Annotated in this window: 14 protein-coding genes; 9 read left to right on the top strand and 5 right to left on the bottom strand. The window is 59.8% G+C overall.

The annotated features are described in order from the left end of the window. Window positions 1–11 precede the first annotated feature (11 nt). Window positions 12–452: a MarR family winged helix-turn-helix transcriptional regulator gene (locus ACR0AO_RS07805; protein ID WP_480602080.1), complete on the top strand. Its 441-nt coding sequence runs from the start codon at window positions 12–14 to the stop codon at window positions 450–452. Window positions 453–666: 214 nt separating this feature from the next. On the opposite strand, the gene ACR0AO_RS07810 is transcribed toward ACR0AO_RS07805, so the two are convergent. Next, window positions 667–1,101, bottom strand: coding sequence for a hypothetical protein (locus ACR0AO_RS07810; protein WP_480602082.1), 435 nt, complete (start codon window positions 1,099–1,101; stop codon window positions 667–669). Window positions 1,102–1,111: 10 nt separating this feature from the next. Then, window positions 1,112–1,861 (bottom strand): bifunctional 2-polyprenyl-6-hydroxyphenol methylase/3-demethylubiquinol 3-O-methyltransferase UbiG, encoded by a 750-nt coding sequence (gene ubiG / locus ACR0AO_RS07815; protein WP_480602085.1) that lies wholly within the window; start codon window positions 1,859–1,861, stop codon window positions 1,112–1,114. 48 nt (window positions 1,862–1,909) lie between these two features. On the opposite strand from ubiG, the gene pip reads away from it, so the two are divergent. From pip to infB, 6 genes are all read left to right on the top strand, one after another. Continuing rightward, on the top strand, window positions 1,910–2,887 hold the full coding sequence (gene pip, locus ACR0AO_RS07820; protein ID WP_480602089.1) for a prolyl aminopeptidase: 978 nt from the start codon (window positions 1,910–1,912) through the stop codon (window positions 2,885–2,887). Continuing rightward, window positions 2,884–3,705, top strand: a complete 822-nt coding sequence (locus ACR0AO_RS07825) for an ABC transporter substrate-binding protein (RefSeq protein ID WP_480602092.1) — start codon at window positions 2,884–2,886, stop codon at window positions 3,703–3,705. The genes pip and ACR0AO_RS07825 overlap by 4 nt, the downstream gene beginning before the upstream one ends. A gap of 171 nt (window positions 3,706–3,876) precedes the next feature. Beyond that, window positions 3,877–4,470 (top strand): ribosome maturation factor RimP, encoded by a 594-nt coding sequence (rimP, locus tag ACR0AO_RS07830; protein WP_480602094.1) that lies wholly within the window; start codon window positions 3,877–3,879, stop codon window positions 4,468–4,470. Beyond that, a complete protein-coding gene (gene nusA, locus ACR0AO_RS07835; RefSeq protein WP_480602096.1) occupies window positions 4,470–6,086 on the top strand; it encodes a transcription termination factor NusA in 1,617 nt (538 codons plus the stop codon). Before rimP ends, nusA begins: the two co-directional genes overlap by 1 nt. A gap of 22 nt (window positions 6,087–6,108) precedes the next feature. Continuing rightward, a complete protein-coding gene (locus tag ACR0AO_RS07840) occupies window positions 6,109–6,738 on the top strand; it encodes an RNA-binding protein (RefSeq protein WP_480602099.1) in 630 nt (209 codons plus the stop codon). Window positions 6,739–6,742: 4 nt separating this feature from the next. Continuing rightward, window positions 6,743–9,247, top strand: coding sequence for a translation initiation factor IF-2 (gene infB / locus ACR0AO_RS07845; RefSeq protein WP_480602102.1), 2,505 nt, complete (start codon window positions 6,743–6,745; stop codon window positions 9,245–9,247). Between the two features lie 378 nt (window positions 9,248–9,625). On the opposite strand, the gene mutT is transcribed toward infB, so the two are convergent. Genes mutT through ACR0AO_RS07860 form a run of 3 tightly spaced genes read right to left on the bottom strand, consistent with a single transcriptional unit; the run spans window position 9,626 to window position 12,104 of the window. Next, window positions 9,626–10,024, bottom strand: coding sequence for an 8-oxo-dGTP diphosphatase MutT (gene mutT, locus ACR0AO_RS07850; RefSeq protein WP_480602105.1), 399 nt, complete (start codon window positions 10,022–10,024; stop codon window positions 9,626–9,628). Continuing rightward, on the bottom strand, window positions 10,021–11,247 hold the full coding sequence (gene argJ, locus ACR0AO_RS07855; protein WP_480602108.1) for a bifunctional glutamate N-acetyltransferase/amino-acid acetyltransferase ArgJ: 1,227 nt from the start codon (window positions 11,245–11,247) through the stop codon (window positions 10,021–10,023). Before argJ ends, mutT begins: the two co-directional genes overlap by 4 nt. Before the next feature lie 5 nt (window positions 11,248–11,252). Continuing rightward, window positions 11,253–12,104 carry a foldase protein PrsA gene (locus ACR0AO_RS07860; RefSeq protein ID WP_480602110.1) on the bottom strand — a complete coding sequence of 284 codons (852 nt, stop codon included), beginning with the start codon at window positions 12,102–12,104 and terminating at the stop codon, window positions 11,253–11,255. A gap of 175 nt (window positions 12,105–12,279) precedes the next feature. Between ACR0AO_RS07860 and secA the strand changes: the two genes are divergently transcribed. Together secA and ACR0AO_RS07870 are read left to right on the top strand one after the other, a co-directional pair. After that, window positions 12,280–14,985, top strand: coding sequence for a preprotein translocase subunit SecA (secA, locus tag ACR0AO_RS07865; RefSeq protein WP_480602112.1), 2,706 nt, complete (start codon window positions 12,280–12,282; stop codon window positions 14,983–14,985). A 126-nt stretch (window positions 14,986–15,111) separates the two neighbouring features. Continuing rightward, window positions 15,112–16,011: a hypothetical protein gene (locus ACR0AO_RS07870; RefSeq protein WP_480602115.1), complete on the top strand. Its 900-nt coding sequence runs from the start codon at window positions 15,112–15,114 to the stop codon at window positions 16,009–16,011. Window positions 16,012–16,021: the final 10 nt, after the last annotated feature.

Genomic DNA, 16,021 nt, shown 5'->3' on the forward strand with positions numbered 1-16,021 from the left:
AGATTGGAAATATGCCTGACGATACCAATGCCCTGGCGGTCGCGCTGTTCAGCGAGATTTTGACCGCAGATCAATTGTTGCGGAACCGGCTGAGCCGTGTTCTGCCCAAGGGCATGGAAATTTCTCACTTCTCCGTTTTGAATCATCTGGCCTTTGTCGGGGACGAACGCAGCCCGGCGCAACTGGCCAGCGCTTTCCATGTGACCCGCGGGGCCATGACCAATACGCTCGCGAAGCTGGAATGGGCCGGATACATCCATATCCGCCCCGATTGGGACGATGCTCGCCGCAAGATGGTCGCCATCAGCCCCGCCGGACGGCAGGCCCGCGATCAGGCGATTTCGGCCATCGGCCCGCTGATCAACCGGGTGGTCGGAGAGCTGGGGTTGGAACGCGTCCGCGCAACGCTGCCGGTGCTGCGCGATCTGCGGATCAGGCTGGAGGAGGAGTGAGGGACTTAGCGCCGACTGCGTCGAAGGAGCAAAACATAGGGCAAATGAAATTTGGGATTCTGACATAACCGTTGAGCTTGACCTGCAGAAACCATTTCGGATGTTTGTGATCGACGATTTCCCTGAAGGGCCAGGTGAGCAATTCCGCGCCATCAGGTGGCAGCCAAACTATTTGCACCCCAAGTGTATCATGTGCCAGTTTCATTAAACGATATCACAATAATCTCCATTTAAATTCTCGAACGTTGGATCTTACCGCGCCACAGTTGGATACGTATAGTACGCGCCCTTTTTTCAAAAGTTGTAGATCGAGTTTTTCGAGCCCCGCCTTGTCATAATTTACCAGCGTATATGCTCGGAATCCACCGGAACGCTTCACCCAAAACGGTACTTTTTCTTCATCCCGGACTTCCGATGGAGAAAGCAGGCGAATTTTGAAATCAGCGGATTTAAGTACTGGATCCTTTCTTAAAGGATTACTTTGCAAAGCATAACTCCTCGCGCGCTCCAGACTATCTGCATCTGAAAGTCTTCGCCCAGTCTCGATACAATACCCCTCGACCTGCCTTTTACTCTTGTAAACCGAAGCTGAGAAAACGATTACCGATACTGCAAGTGCAATGCACTTCAAGAAACGGGCAACTGTCATGTGGTAGATCCTACGACACCGGCTTCACACTCGCCGTCACATAGTTCACGCTCAGATCCCGATCGGAAATCGACCAGTTCCAGGTTATGGGATTGAACACAAACCCTTTGCGATCCACAGGGTCAAGCCCGGCCTGACGCAAAAAATCGAACAGCTCGTCCGGGGTGATGAATTTGGACCAGTCATGCGTGCCTCGCGGCAGCCAGCGCATCACCACCTCGGCCCCGACAATGGCCATCGCATAGGATTTCGGGTTACGGTTGATGGTCGAGCAGATCTGCAGCCCTCCTATGCGCAGCAGATCCTTTGTGGCGGACAGGAAACTCAGCGGATCGGCCACATGCTCGACCACTTCCATGTTCAGCACCACATCGAACTGCTCGCCCGCCTCAGCCATCGCCTCGGCCGTGGTGTGGCGATAGTCGATCGCCAGCCCCGATTGCTCGGCGTGCACACGGGCCACAGGCAGGTTCCCTTCGGCGGCATCGGCCCCGACCACCTCGGCCCCGAGCCGCGCCATCGGCTCGCTCAGCAAACCGCCGCCGCAGCCGATATCCAACAGGCGCAGGCCGGAAAACGGGTTCGGGGATGTCAGATCGCGGTCAAACTCGCCCGCGATCTGTTGCGTGATATAATCCAGACGACAGGGGTTGAGCATATGCAGCGGCTTGAATTTCCCATGGGGATCCCACCATTCGGCGGCCATGGCCTCGAATTTTGCCACTTCGGACGGGTCCACCGTGTTCGGATGCGCTTGCATTCCTGTCTCCGTATGCTCTTTTACGATTAAGGACTATATAGGCCCATAATGGACAAGTACCCGGACCAAAAGCGCGCAGTTCAATATCTTTACCCGCCGGTTGAACCTTTCGATCAGCGGATGCTGGATGTTGGCGACGGGCACCGTATCTATATGGAACAATGCGGCAATCCCAACGGGATACCGGTTGTCATCCTGCATGGCGGCCCCGGCGGCGGCTGCAGCCCCGCGATGCGGCGGTATTTCGATCCGCTGATCTATCGGGTGATTCTCTTTGATCAGCGGGGATGCGGGCGGTCCAGGCCCCACGCTTCGGTGGAAAACAACACGACATGGCATCTGGTCGCCGATATCGAGCGGATTCGCCGCGAACTCGATATCGAAAGCTGGACAGCCTTTGGCGGCAGCTGGGGGGCGACACTGGCTTTGCTCTATGCGCAAGCCCATCCCGAGCGCGTTGACCGTCTGGTGTTGCGCGGCGTGTTTCTGATGACACAGGCTGAACTCGACTGGTTCTATGGCGGCGGCGCGGGCAAGTTCTGGCCGGAACCGTGGGAGAAATTCGTCACACTTCTGCCCAGGCACGAGCGCGACAACCCCATCCACGCCTATCACAAGCGCCTGTTCTCAGGCGACCGGGCAACCGAAATCCTTTATGGCCGCGCCTGGTCAAACTGGGAGAACGCCCTGGCCTCAATCCATACAAATGGCGTGACGGGCGAAAGCCCCGGCGACTATGCCCGTGCGTTCGCGCGTCTGGAAAACCACTATTTCCTGAACAATGGCTTCTTGGACTCCGACGGTCAGATCCTGGCCAACATGGATCGGATCGCGCATATTCCCGGCCATATCGTTCAGGGACGCTATGACATGATCTGCCCGCCCAACTCTGCCTGGGACCTCAATCAGGCCTGGCCCAATTCCGAATTGCGGATGATCCGCAACGCCGGTCATGCCCTGTCCGAACCGGGTATCAGCGCCGAACTCATCCGCATCATGGACAGCATTGCGGAGGGCGTGGCATGACCCGGATCGACCGCCGCGCTCTGTTTGCCTCCGGTGCAGCCGCCGCGCTGCTGGCGGCAACCGGTGTCGCGCAGGCCGGATCGCCAAAGGCAGGCGGCACTCTGCGGCTGGCCGTTCCGCGCGATGACAGTCTGGAACAGGTCATTCGCGGCGCGGTGTTCGACACGCTGACCGAAGTCGCGCCCGACGGCACCCTGCGCGGAGAGCTGGCCACCGGCTGGCAGACAGATGCCAAAGCCCGGGCCTGGACATTCGATCTGCGTGACGATGCGCGGTTCCATGACGGCGCATCTCTGTTCGCGGCGGACGTGCTTGCAACGTTGGCCGATTTCGGCCGCGCCGAAGCCCTGGCCCCGAACCGTCTGCGCCTTGAACTGGCCGAGGCGAATCCCAGCCTGCCCTTCCTGCTCGCCGACAGCCGCTTTGCCATCACCCGCGAGGGGCAATGCGTTTCCCCTTTGCAAGATGCGAACGGCACCGGCTGTTACCGGGTCGAGCGGGCGCAGGACGGGCGGCATTTTCTGGGGCGCAAGGTCGTCGGACATTACAAGCAAGGCCAGGCCGGATGGGTCGACGGGATCGAGATCATCGTGATCTCCGACGCCCGGGTCCGCGCCGAGGCGTTGCGGGACGGCTATGTCGACGTGGCCGCTCTGCCTCTGCCCGACGGCCTGCGTGCCCGACGGGGGTTGCGCTTTTTTCCGTCCGACAAAGACATGGCGCTTGCTGTCGCCCCAACGGTTGGGATACCCCGCCAGATCGGGCAGCGCGGCGTTCTCGACGACGGGCGCATTGCAGAGCGGTGGTGGATCGTCTGACTTTCGACCCCGCCTGTTTCCGATAAATCGCTTTCGAACTACGGCAGGGGTTGCAGATTCGATTTCCGGCGCGTATATGCCCTTTCAACAGCGGCGCGTCGGGCCTAAGGCTCGGGGCTCCACCGGATAAGATCGACGGGCCGCGCGCCCGTTTTTTTGTGTTTGGACGACATGACCAACGACCTGATTGCAAAAGCCGCCATTGACCGGCGACTGGCCGAGATCATTACTCCCGTGATCGAAGATCTTGGGTTTGAACTCGTCCGCATCCGTCTGATGAGCGGCAAGCAGACGACGCTGCAGATCATGGCTGACAAGGCCGATGGCGGTATCGAAGTGGACGATTGCGCCGAGATTTCGAACGCGGTCAGTGCGACGCTGGATGTCGAAGACCCGATCCTCGACGCCTACACGCTGGAAGTGTCCAGCCCCGGCATCGACCGGCCCCTGACCCGGCTCAAGGACTTCGAGATGTTCGAAGGCTACGAGGCCAAGCTGGAAACCGCCGAGCTGATCGACGGCCGCCGCCGGTTCAAGGGCGAGTTGGCCGGGGTCGAAGGTGACGAGGTTCTGATCAACATCCCCGAAGGGGACGAAACGATCACCATCGGCCTGCAATTCGATTGGCTGAGCGACGCCAAACTGGTTCTGACCGATGACCTGATCAAGGAAATGCTGCGCCAGCGCAAGGCAAGCGGCGCTTTGAACGAAGACCAATTCGACGAGATCGTGACCGAAACAGGGTCCGAAGAGGAGACGAACTGATGGCAATCACTTCTGCAAACCAGCTGGAGCTGTTGCAAACCGCCGAGGCCGTGGCCCGCGAAAAGATGATCGACCCCGGTCTGGTGGTCGAGGCGATGGAGGAAAGTCTCGCCCGCGCCGCCAAGAGCCGCTACGGCGCCGAGATGGATATCCGTGTCTCCATCGACCGCAAGACCGGCAAGGCGACCTTTACCCGCGTCCGTACAGTGGTCGAGGATGAAGAGCTTGAGAACTATCAGGCCGAGATGACCGTCGAACAGGCGCGTCAGTATATGGAAAATCCCGAAGTCGGTGACGTTTTCGTGGAAGAGGTGCCGCCGGTGGAAATGGGCCGGATCGCTGCACAGTCGGCCAAGCAGGTGATCCTGCAGAAAGTCCGCGAAGCCGAACGGGATCGTCAGTACGAAGAATTCAAGGACCGCGCGGGCACCATCATCAACGGTGTCGTCAAGCGCGAGGAATTCGGCAACGTCATCATCGATCTGGGCGGGGCCGAAGCCGTTTTGCGCCGCAACGACAAGATCGGCCGTGAAAGCTATCGCCCGAATGACCGCGTTCGTGCTTACATCAAGGAAGTCCGCCGCGAAGTGCGCGGCCACCAGATCTTCCTGTCGCGTACCGCGCCGGAATTCATGGCCGAGCTGTTCAAGATGGAAGTGCCGGAAATCTATGACGGCATCATCGAGGTCAAGGCCGTGGCCCGTGACCCCGGCTCGCGCGCCAAGATCGCCGTTATCTCGTATGATGGCTCGATTGACCCTGTGGGCGCCTGCGTCGGTATGCGCGGTAGCCGCGTGCAGGCCGTTGTGAACGAGTTGCAGGGCGAAAAGATCGACATCATCCCGTGGAACGAAGATCAGCCGACTTTCCTGGTGAATGCTCTGCAGCCTGCCGAGGTCTCAAAGGTGGTTCTGGACGAAGAAGCCGGCAAGATCGAAGTTGTTGTTCCTGAAGAACAGCTGTCCCTCGCCATTGGTCGCCGCGGTCAGAACGTGCGTCTGGCCAGCCAGCTGACCAACCTGGACATCGACATCATGACCGAGGCCGAAGAATCCGCGCGGCGCCAGAAGGAATTCGAGGCGCGCACCAAGCTGTTCATGGAAAGCCTCGATCTGGACGAGTTCTTTGCCCAGTTGCTGGTTTCGGAAGGTTTCACCAACCTCGAAGAGGTTGCCTATGTCGAACTGGACGAATTGCTGGTGATCGACGGTGTCGACGAAGGCACCGCCAACGAATTGCAGGCCCGCGCGCGCGACTATCTGGAAGCACAGGCCAAGGCGGCGCTGGACAGCGCCCGGAGCCTGGGCGCCGAGGACAGCCTCATTGAATTCGAGGGCCTGACACCCCAGATGGTCGAAGCGCTGGCCAAGGATGACGTCAAGACGCTCGAAGATTTCGCCACCTGCGCCGACTGGGAACTGGCCGGGGGCTGGACCACGGTCGATGGGCAGCGCGTCAAGGATGACGGCATTCTGGAACCCTTTGGCGTGGCGCTGGAAGAGGCTCAGGATCTGGTGATGACCGCCCGCGTCATGCTGGGCTGGGTTGATCCTGCCGATCTCGAAACCGAGACCGAAGAAGGCGACGAGTTCTCGGAAGAGGAGGCCGAGGCCTGATCTCAGGCCTTGGGTGGCGCTCATGGGTCGCGGTGGCGTCCATAAGGATCGTTCGGAAGGACCCGAACGGAAATGTATCGCCACGGGCGAGGTTCAACCTAAATATGGGTTGATCCGGTTCGTGGCGTCGCCCGATGGTCAGGTTTTTCCCGATGTCGCGGGAAAACTGCCGGGGCGGGGTGTCTATGTGGCTGCGGACAGGTCGGCGCTGAAACATGCCATGACCAAAAAACTGTTCAGCCGCGGCTTCAGGGCGCAGGTCAAGGCGTCGGACGATCTGATCGACGATGTAGAACGTCAGCTGTCGCGCCGCGTGGTCGAGCTGATCAGCCTTGCCCGAAAGTCGGGCGACGCGGTTGCGGGATATGAAAAGGTCAAGACCTGGCTCGACAGGGAAGAGGCGCAGGTTCTGATCCAGGCAGTCGATGGTTCCGGTCGCGGCAAGTCGAAACTGAGCACGCCGCATTTCGGAAAATACATCGGTTGGCTCACTGCGGACGAATTGGGCATGGCATTTGGCCGCCAAACAGTGATACATGCGGCGCTGGCCTCTGGTGGACTCGCCAAACGTGTTGTAGAGGAAGCGCAGCGCCTGCGTGGCTTGCGCGAAACGGATGACGGCGGCAACGGGGCCGCGCGGAAGGGTAAGTAGCTTTATGAGCGATAATGACGGCAAAAAGACATTGGGTCTGCGTGGCGGGGCGCGCCCCGGGAATGTGAAACAAAGTTTCAGCCACGGACGGACCAAGAATGTCGTGGTGGAAACCAAACGCAAACGCGTGGTGGTCCCCAAGCCGGGTGCCACCAAACCGGGTGCCGGCAGCGCTGCGCCCGCAGGCGATCCTTCGCGCCGTCCTGCCGGGATTTCGGATGCCGAGATGGAGCGCCGCCTGAAGGCGCTGCAGGCCGCGAAGGCCCGCGAGGCCGAAGAGGCCGCGCAGCGTGAGGCGGAGGAAAAAGCCCGCGCTGAAGAGCGCGAGCGCCGCCGCGCCGAGCAGGAAGCCAAGGAACGCGAACAGCGCGAAGCCGAGGAAAAAGCCCGTCAGAAGGCTGAGGACGAAGAGCGTCAGCGGAAAGAGGCCGAAGAGGCCGCCAAACGCGCGGCTGCCGAGGCGGCCGCAGCCAAGGAAGCGCCAAAGCAACCCAAGGCACCGGCACCCAGACAGGCCGCACCTGCGGACGAGGCGCGCCGGGGTGGGCCGTCAGATCGCGACCGGGATCAGCGCAACAATCGGGGCGGTAAGGGCCGAGACGATGGCCGCCGTTCCGGCAAACTGACCCTGAATCAGGCACTTTCGGGTGGCGAGGGCGGACGTCAGCGCTCGATGGCCGCGATGAAGCGCAAGCAGGAACGCGCACGCCAAAAGGCGATGGGCGGTTCGGTCGAACGCGAAAAGGTGATCCGCGACGTGCAGCTGCCCGAGGCTATCGTGGTCTCGGAGCTGGCGAACCGCATGGCCGAACGAGTGGCAGATGTGGTCAAGGAACTCATGAAAATGGGCATGATGGTCACGCAAAATCAGACCATCGACGCCGATACCGCCGAACTGATCATTCAGGAATTCGGCCACAATGTCGTGCGCGTTTCGGACGCGGATGTCGAAGACGTCATCGCCGATGTCGAGGACAATGACGACGATCTGCTGCCGCGTCCGCCGGTGATCACCATCATGGGTCACGTGGACCACGGCAAAACCTCGCTGCTGGACGCGATCCGCGATGCCAAGGTCGTTGCCGGAGAGGCCGGGGGCATCACCCAGCATATCGGCGCCTATCAGGTGAAAACCGATGACGGTGTGACGCTGACCTTCCTCGATACGCCGGGCCACGCGGCCTTTACCTCGATGCGGTCACGCGGGGCTCAGGTAACGGATATCGTGGTTCTGGTTGTGGCGGCGGACGACGCGGTGATGCCGCAGACGGTTGAGGCGATCAACCACGCCAAGGCCGCCGGTGTTCCGATGATCGTGGCGATCAACAAGATCGACAAACCGGAAGCGAATCCAATGAAGGTTCGCACCGATCTGCTGCAGCACGAAGTGGTGGTCGAGGCGATGTCGGGTGAAGTTCAGGATGTCGAAGTGTCGGCCGTGACCGGCCAGGGCCTGGATGACCTGCTTGAAGCCATCGCACTGCAGGCCGAGATTCTTGAACTCAAGGCCAATCCCGACCGTGCCGCCCAGGGTGCGGTGATCGAAGCGCAGCTGGATGTGGGCCGCGGCCCCGTCGCTACGGTTCTGGTCCAGAAAGGTACTCTGCGCCAGGGCGACATCTTTGTTGTGGGTGAGCAATACGGCAAGGTCCGCGCGCTGATCAACGACAAGGGCGACCGCGTGCAGGAAGCCGGGCCATCGGTTCCGGTCGAGGTTCTGGGCCTCAACGGCACACCCGAAGCAGGCGACGTCCTGAACGTGACCGAGACCGAGGCGCAGGCGCGCGAAATCGCGGAATACCGCGAACAGGCCGCCAAAGACAAACGCGCCGCCGCCGGTGCCGCGACCACGCTGGAACAGCTCATGGCCAAGGCCAAAGAAGACGAGAACGTCTCCGAGCTTCCGATCCTGGTCAAGGCGGATGTGCAGGGTTCGGCCGAAGCCATCGTTCAGGCGATGGAAAAGATCGGCAACGACGAAGTGCGTGTGCGCGTCCTGCACTCGGGTGTGGGCGCTATCACCGAAACCGATATCGGCCTGGCCGAAGCGTCGGGCGCCCCGGTCTTTGGTTTCAATGTCCGTGCCAATGCCTCGGCTCGTAACACTGCGAATCAGAAGGGTGTCGAGATCAGGTACTATTCCGTGATCTACGATCTCGTGGATGACGTGAAAGCAGCCGCTTCCGGCCTGCTCAGCGCCGAGATTCGCGAAAAGTTCATCGGCTACGCCGAGATCAAGGAGGTCTTCAAGGTCTCGGGCGTCGGCAAGGTGGCGGGCTGTCTGGTGACCGAAGGTGTTGCTCGCCGTTCGGCCGGTGTGCGCCTGCTGCGCGACAACGTGGTAATCCACGAAGGCACGCTGAAGACGCTGAAACGCTTCAAGGACGAAGTGGCTGAGGTTCAGTCGGGTCAGGAATGCGGTATGGCGTTCGAGAACTACGACGACATTCGCGCCGGCGACGTCATCGAGATCTTCGAGCGCGAAGAAGTGACCAGAACGCTGGACTGAGATTGCCGGAAACACAATTGAAACGGCGGCCCCGCGGGGCCGCCGTTTTTTTGAGAGGACGTATCTCGTCTCTCTCGTGTGAGTGGTGTGTTTCGCCGCTACCGGACCGGTGGTCTGACAGGTCGCCCGAAATAGAGCTTTTTGCCCACGCGAACCGCGATACGACCATCCGCCAATTTCCGAACAAATGTGCCTTGTACGAGAACACAACTTCCAAGGGCAATCGTCCGCAACATGTCAAATCCTCCCCAAAAGGATTAAGACAAGTATATCATACACTAAAATTTGAAAATTTGTATTAAGTTGTGTTCTTTGAAGGTTAATTTTTTGAGTGCGGGTGAATCCGCATGTCTCTGTCGGGCTCTACAGCATTCGGGTTTACAACCAGTCACGCAGAATTGGGATCAGCGGGATATCGGCCGGCGGCATGGGATAGCTTCGCAATTCGTTGGCACGGACCCATTTCAATTTCTGCCCTTCTTGCGATTGGGGGATGCCGTCCCATTTCCGGCAGGCAAAAAGTGGCATCAAAAGGTGAAAATTGTCATAGCTGTGGCTGGCAAACGTCAAGGGTGCCAGGCACGAGGCCCAGGTGTTTATACCCAGTTCCTCCTCCAGTTCACGAACCAGGGCGGCCTCGGGGGTTTCGCCCGGTTCGATCTTGCCGCCGGGAAACTCCCACAGCCCGGCCATCGATTTGCCTTCCGGGCGCTGCGCCAGCAGCACGCGGCCATCCACATCGATCAACGCAACTGCGGATACCAGTATGGTCTTCACGAGCGGTAATCCGCGTTGATTTCGATATAGCCGTGGGTCAGATCGCAGGTCCAGACCGTGGCCCTGCCATCCCCCAATCCCAGATCAACGCCGATCACCAATTTCTTGCCCTTCATATAAGCCGCCGCATCTTCCTCGCGGTAATCGGGACTGACCCAGCCGTTCTCGGCGACCAGAATGTCGCCAAAGGAAATGCTCAGCCGATCCCGGTCCGCCGCCGCACCGGACTTGCCGATGGCCATGACGACACGGCCCCAGTTCGGGTCCTCGCCCGCGATGGCAGTCTTGATCAGCGGGGAATTGGCAATCGCCAGCCCGTGCACCTTGGCATCCGCGTCCGACTCAGCGCCGGTCACGCGGATTTCGACGAATTTGGTCACTCCTTCACCATCCTTGACCACTTGCTGCGCCAGATCCAGCATCACCGCCTCCAACGCCCTAGCAAACTCGGCACTCCCGGTCGCGTCAACACCGGCTGCGCCGGTGGCGCACAGCAACAGGCTGTCCGAGGTCGAGGTGTCGCTATCCACCGTGATGCAGTTGAAGGTTCGATCCGTGATCTCGCTCAGCATCTTCTGCAGCGCCGCCTGCTCCACTTTTGCGTCGGTGAAGATATAGACCAGCATCGTCGCCATATCCGGTGCGATCATGCCCGATCCCTTGGCAAATCCCGCAATCTTGACGATCTTGCCGTCGATCCCGACCGTCCGGCCTGCGCCTTTCGGGAACGTGTCGGTGGTCATGATGGCCCTGGCCGCATCCTCGACCGCATCCGGGTCGAGCGCCGCATTCAGATCCTCAAGCTTTGCCACGATCCGGTCATGCGGCAGCGGCTCGCCGATCACACCTGTCGACGAGGTGAAAACCCGCGAAACCGGCACTCCGGTCACGTCCGACACCGCCCTGGTCACCTCGGCCACCGAGGTCTGCCCGAAATGCCCGGTAAAGGCGTTGGCGTTGCCGGAATTGACCAGAATCGCGGCAGCACTGTCACTGGCGCCGCCGATCTTGTTCTGACAGTCCAGTACCGGCGCCGCGCGCGTCGCAGACCGGGTGAATACCCCCGCAACAGACGTGCCGGGGTCCATCACAGCCAGCATAACATCCGTGCGCCCCTGATACCGGACACCTGCGGCGATGGTCGCGTATCGAACGCCCGCAATGACCGGCAGGTCAGGAAAACCGGCCGGGGCCAGCGGCGAGACTTTGGTGATATTTGCCATCAGGCTTACTCCTGCACCAGATCCAGCTGCCTCAGGACATCCGGTGTGACCCCCTCGAGATCGGGGCGTTCGATGGTTGCCGCACCTTTCAGTTCGTCCAGACGGGCCTGTATGGCATCCTGCTGAATTTTCGAAGCAAGCTCGCCACGCACCGATTCCAGCTCTGGGGCCTGCGACTTGCGCTTGTCGTTGAGGGTGACGATATGCCAGCCGAACTGAGTTTGCACCGGATCGGAAACCTGCCCCTTTTCCAGTGCAACCACTGCCTGTTCGAATTCGGGCACCATCGCGCCCGGGCCGAACCAGCCCAACTCGCCGCCGTTCGGGCCGGAAGGACCGGTGGATTTCGCCCTGGCGGTTTCGGCGAAGTCAGCACCGCCGTCCAGTTCGGCCTTGATCGCCTCGGCCTCTTCCTCGGTTTCCACAAGGATATGCGAAGCGTTGTATTCATCCCCGCCGAACCCGTCGCCATATGTGGCGTCATATGCGGCCTGAACCGCTTCTTCGCTCAGGGCCGCCTGCAAGATATCCTCGATGGTTTCCGCCGCCAGCAGCGAGCGGCGCTCATTCTCAAGCGCAAGCGCCACATGCTTGGGAACCTCTGCGTTGTGCTGTTGCTTCAGCAGGGTCTGCTGCACCAGTTGGTCGAGGATGGCATCGTAGAGAACCTGATCCTCAAGTTCCTGATACTGCAGCGGCAAAGCTGCGCGCGCGACGATCATGTGGCCCAAAGTGATCTCATCCCCGTTGACAACCGCCACCACCGTGTCGGCATCGGCTTTCGTCTCGGCGGAAAGCGGCAGAGCCAAGCTGGCGGCAAGGACCAGAGATGGCAGAAATGTGAGGCCTTTGGGCATTGAATCATCCTATTTCCTTGCCGCGACGGAGCGCGGCGTTGACACTGTTGGGTCCGCCGCTTACATCGCTTGAAGCCTTGGACAGGACCGCCTTTCACCCCCCGTATCTATGGGTTGCGCGCAGGGCGGGCAAGCCTGTCGGAACCTCGACAAGAACAGATCCGCTGGAGTGAACATGCTGGGACTCGGAACGCTCGCCAAAAAGGTGTTCGGAACGCCGAATGACCGAAAAATCAAGGCGACACGCCCGCAGGTCGAAAAGATCAACGCGCTGGAGGCCGAGTTCGAAAAACTCTCGGATGACGACCTGAAGGCCAAGACCGAAGAACTGCGCAAGCGGGCGCTGGACGGCGAAAAGCTGAACGACCTGCTGCCCGAAGCCTTTGCCAATGTGCGCGAAGGCGCCAAGCGGGCGCTGGGCCTCCGGGCCTTTGATGTGCAGCTCATGGGTGGCATCTTTTTGCATCAGGGCAACATCTCGGAAATGAAGACCGGTGAGGGCAAGACATTGGTCGCCACCTTCCCCGCCTATCTGAACGCCTTGACCGGCAAGGGCGTGCATATCGTCACGGTGAACGAATACCTGGCCAAGCGCGACGCGGAATGGATGGGCAAGGTGTTCGGCGCCCTTGGCATGACCACCGGCGTGATCTGGTCGGGTCAGCCTGACGCGGAAAAGCTTTCCGCCTATTCCTGCGACGTCACCTATGCGACCAATAACGAGCTTGGCTTTGACTATCTGCGCGACAACATGAAGGCAGACCTCAACGAGGTCTATCAAAAGCATCACAACTTTGCGATCGTGGACGAGGTCGACTCGATCCTTATCGATGAGGCGCGGACACCGCTGATCATTTCCGGCCCGTCGCAGGACCGTTCCGATCTTTATACCGCCATCGATACCGTGATTCCGTCACTGAAGGACGATCACTATACGCTGGACGAAAAAAGCCGCAACGTGACCTTCACCGACGAAGGCAACGAATTCCTGGAAGAACAGCTTATTGCGCGCGAACTGCTGCCCGAGGGGCACTCGCTTTATGACCCGGAAAGCACCACCGTCGTGCACCACGTCAATCAGGGCCTGCGCGCGCACAAACTGTTCCAGCGCGACAAGGACTACATTGTCCGGGACGGAAATGTCGTTCTGATCGACGAGTTTACCGGCCGCATGATGCCGGGTCGCCGTCTGTCGGAGGGGCTTCATCAGGCCATCGAAGCCAAGGAAGGCGTAGCCATCCAGCCCGAAAACGTGACCTTGGCCAGCGTAACCTTCCAGAACTATTTCCGCCTTTATGAAAAGTTGAGCGGGATGACCGGCACCGCCCTGACCGAGGCCGAGGAATTCGGCGAGATCTATGGGTTGGGCGTGGTCGAGGTTCCGACCAACAAGCCGATTGCGCGCCAGGATCAGGACGATCAGGTCTACCGGACCGTGCCCGAGAAATACGCGGCGATCATCGAGCAGATCAAAAAAGCCAATGAAAAGGGCCAGCCGGTTCTCGCCGGTACCACGTCGATTGAAAAATCCGAGGTGCTGAGCCAGTTGCTGACAAAGGAAGGGATCAAGCACAACGTCCTGAACGCGCGACAACATGAACAGGAGGCCCAGATTGTCGCCGATGCCGGCCGTTTGGGCGCGGTGACCATTGCCACGAACATGGCGGGCCGCGGCACCGACATCCAGCTTGGCGGCAATGTCGAAATGAAGGTGCTCGAGGCCATCGCCGCCAATCCCGATGCCGACCCTGCCGAATTGCGCGCGGCTGAAGAGGCGCGCCATGCCGAGGAAAAGCAAAAGGTTCTGGATGCGGGCGGCCTTTTCGTCATGGCGTCGGAACGGCACGAAAGCCGCCGTATCGACAACCAGCTGCGCGGACGTTCGGGCCGTCAGGGCGATCCGGGCCGCACCGTGTTCTACCTGAGTCTCGAAGACGATCTGATGCGCATTTTCGGTTCTGAACGCCTGGACAAGGTGCTGACCACGCTCGGCATGAAAGAAGGCGAGGCGATCATCCATCCCTGGGTGAACAAATCGCTGGAGCGTGCGCAGGCCAAAGTCGAAGGCCGCAACTTCGACATGCGCAAGAACGTTCTGAAATTCGACGACGTGATGAACGATCAGCGCAAGGTGATCTTCAACCAGCGGCGTGAGATCATGTCGGCCGAGGATCTGTCCGAGATCGTGTCGGACATGCGCGAACAGGTCATCGACGATCTGATCGACGAATTCATGCCGCCCAAGACCTATGCCGATCAATGGAATACCAATGGTCTTTATGCCGCTGTTCTGGAAAAGCTAGGTGTCGACGTCCCGGTCCAGGACTGGGCCGAAGAAGAAGGTGTCGATGACGAGGAGATTCGTGACCGCCTGATCAAGGCAACTGATGAGATGATGGCCAAGAAAGCCGTCGATTTCGGCCCCGAAAACATGCGCAACATCGAAAAACAGGTGTTGTTGCAAACGATCGACAGCAAATGGCGCGAACACCTGCTGACGCTGGAACATCTGCGGTCGGTCGTCGGTTTCCGCGGCTATGCCCAGCGTGATCCCCTGAATGAATACAAGAACGAAAGCTTCCAGTTGTTTGAAAACATGCTGGATGGGCTGCGCGAAACGGTCACGCAACAACTGTCCCGCATTCGCCCGCTGACCGAAGAAGAACAAAAGCAAATGCTGGCGCAATACGCGGCGCAGCAGGCGCAGATGCAAAAGGCCGGTGAACAGGCCGAAGCAATCGCCGAAGCGCAGGCTTCGGGCGACGCGCGCCCGGGCTTTGTCGAGGACGACCCCGAAACCTGGGGCAATCCGTCGCGCAATGACCAATGCCCCTGCGGTTCAGGCAAAAAATTCAAGCATTGCCACGGGCGGCTGGTCTGACCGTCGCCCCGAAACGGACAAAATTACTCCCAAAGGCGGTCATAGATTGGCCGCCTTTTCTTACGACTTTGATTTCCGCTCCGGAAACAAAGGGGATGTCCAATGGAGCTTTGGAGAAGAATATTGATGATTGGCGGAACCGTCGGCTGCGCGCTGGCGACCGGCTATTTCATGCAAAAAGGCGCCGAACGGGATTACAGTTCCGAACCTTCGACGCGCACTGCGTCGCTGCTGCCGCTCGAAAGCACTTTAAGTCAGAAAATTCAGGTCAGAAGCCTGAAAAGAATTACGTTGACCTCCGTTGACGCCAATACCGAGGCACCGGATACCAGCATTGCCAAACCTGCCACGAACGCAGCACCGGTAAATTGCAGGGTGACCGCCACGGCTGAACCTGCCCCAATGGCAAGTGCGACACTGTCCATCGTCGCGCCCTGTCACAAGAACGAGGGGCTGACCGTGCATCACAACGGGCTGATGTTCTCTGCATCGACGGATGCCGAGGGTCGATTGACCGTGACCATCCCCGTGCTTTCGGAAAAGGCGATCTTCATAGCCGAGTTCGCAAACAACAAGGGTTCGGTTGCCTCTGCCACGATTCCCGATCTCAAGGCTTATGACCGCTTGGCCCTGCAATGGCGTGGAGATGCCGGGTTTCAGCTGCATGCGCTGGAATTCGGTGCAACCTATGGCGAAGACGGGCATGTCTGGGCCAGCGAAAACTCGCAAGGGCTGGGTAACATCACGCGCCTTGGCGACGCGGGTTTGCCGGTGCCCCAAATTGTCGAGATCTATTCTGTGCCGTCAGACAGCGCCAACCGAACCGGCAACGTGGAAATGTCCGTCGAGGCCGAGGTTACCGACATCAACTGCGGCCGCCCGGTCAACGCACAGTCATTTGTGCTGCATGGCGGCGACGCACTGCGTTCGCGCGATCTGGTCATATCCATGCCCGATTGTTCCTCGGTCGGCGATTTTCTGGTGTTGAATAATCTGTTTCAAAATCTGAAGATCGCGGCAAGGTAGTCGGCAGGCA

It is taken from the genome of Ruegeria sp. AF8 (assembly GCF_056541825.1).

Coding starts and splice junctions, on each gene's coding strand:
- ACR0AO_RS07810 (WP_480602082.1), bottom strand. CDS start 1,101: ATGACAGTTGCCCGTTTCTTGAAGTGCATTGCACTTGCAGTATCGGTA.
- ACR0AO_RS07860 (WP_480602110.1), bottom strand. CDS start 12,104: ATGCCCAAAGGCCTCACATTTCTGCCATCTCTGGTCCTTGCCGCCAGC.
- nusA (WP_480602096.1), top strand. CDS start 4,470: ATGGCAATCACTTCTGCAAACCAGCTGGAGCTGTTGCAAACCGCCGAG.
- pip (WP_480602089.1), top strand. CDS start 1,910: ATGGACAAGTACCCGGACCAAAAGCGCGCAGTTCAATATCTTTACCCG.
- secA (WP_480602112.1), top strand. CDS start 12,280: ATGCTGGGACTCGGAACGCTCGCCAAAAAGGTGTTCGGAACGCCGAAT.
- ACR0AO_RS07870 (WP_480602115.1), top strand. CDS start 15,112: ATGATTGGCGGAACCGTCGGCTGCGCGCTGGCGACCGGCTATTTCATG.
- ACR0AO_RS07840 (WP_480602099.1), top strand. CDS start 6,109: ATGGGTCGCGGTGGCGTCCATAAGGATCGTTCGGAAGGACCCGAACGG.
- infB (WP_480602102.1), top strand. CDS start 6,743: ATGAGCGATAATGACGGCAAAAAGACATTGGGTCTGCGTGGCGGGGCG.
- argJ (WP_480602108.1), bottom strand. CDS start 11,247: ATGGCAAATATCACCAAAGTCTCGCCGCTGGCCCCGGCCGGTTTTCCT.
- rimP (WP_480602094.1), top strand. CDS start 3,877: ATGACCAACGACCTGATTGCAAAAGCCGCCATTGACCGGCGACTGGCC.
- ubiG (WP_480602085.1), bottom strand. CDS start 1,861: ATGCAAGCGCATCCGAACACGGTGGACCCGTCCGAAGTGGCAAAATTC.
- ACR0AO_RS07805 (WP_480602080.1), top strand. CDS start 12: ATGCCTGACGATACCAATGCCCTGGCGGTCGCGCTGTTCAGCGAGATT.
- ACR0AO_RS07825 (WP_480602092.1), top strand. CDS start 2,884: ATGACCCGGATCGACCGCCGCGCTCTGTTTGCCTCCGGTGCAGCCGCC.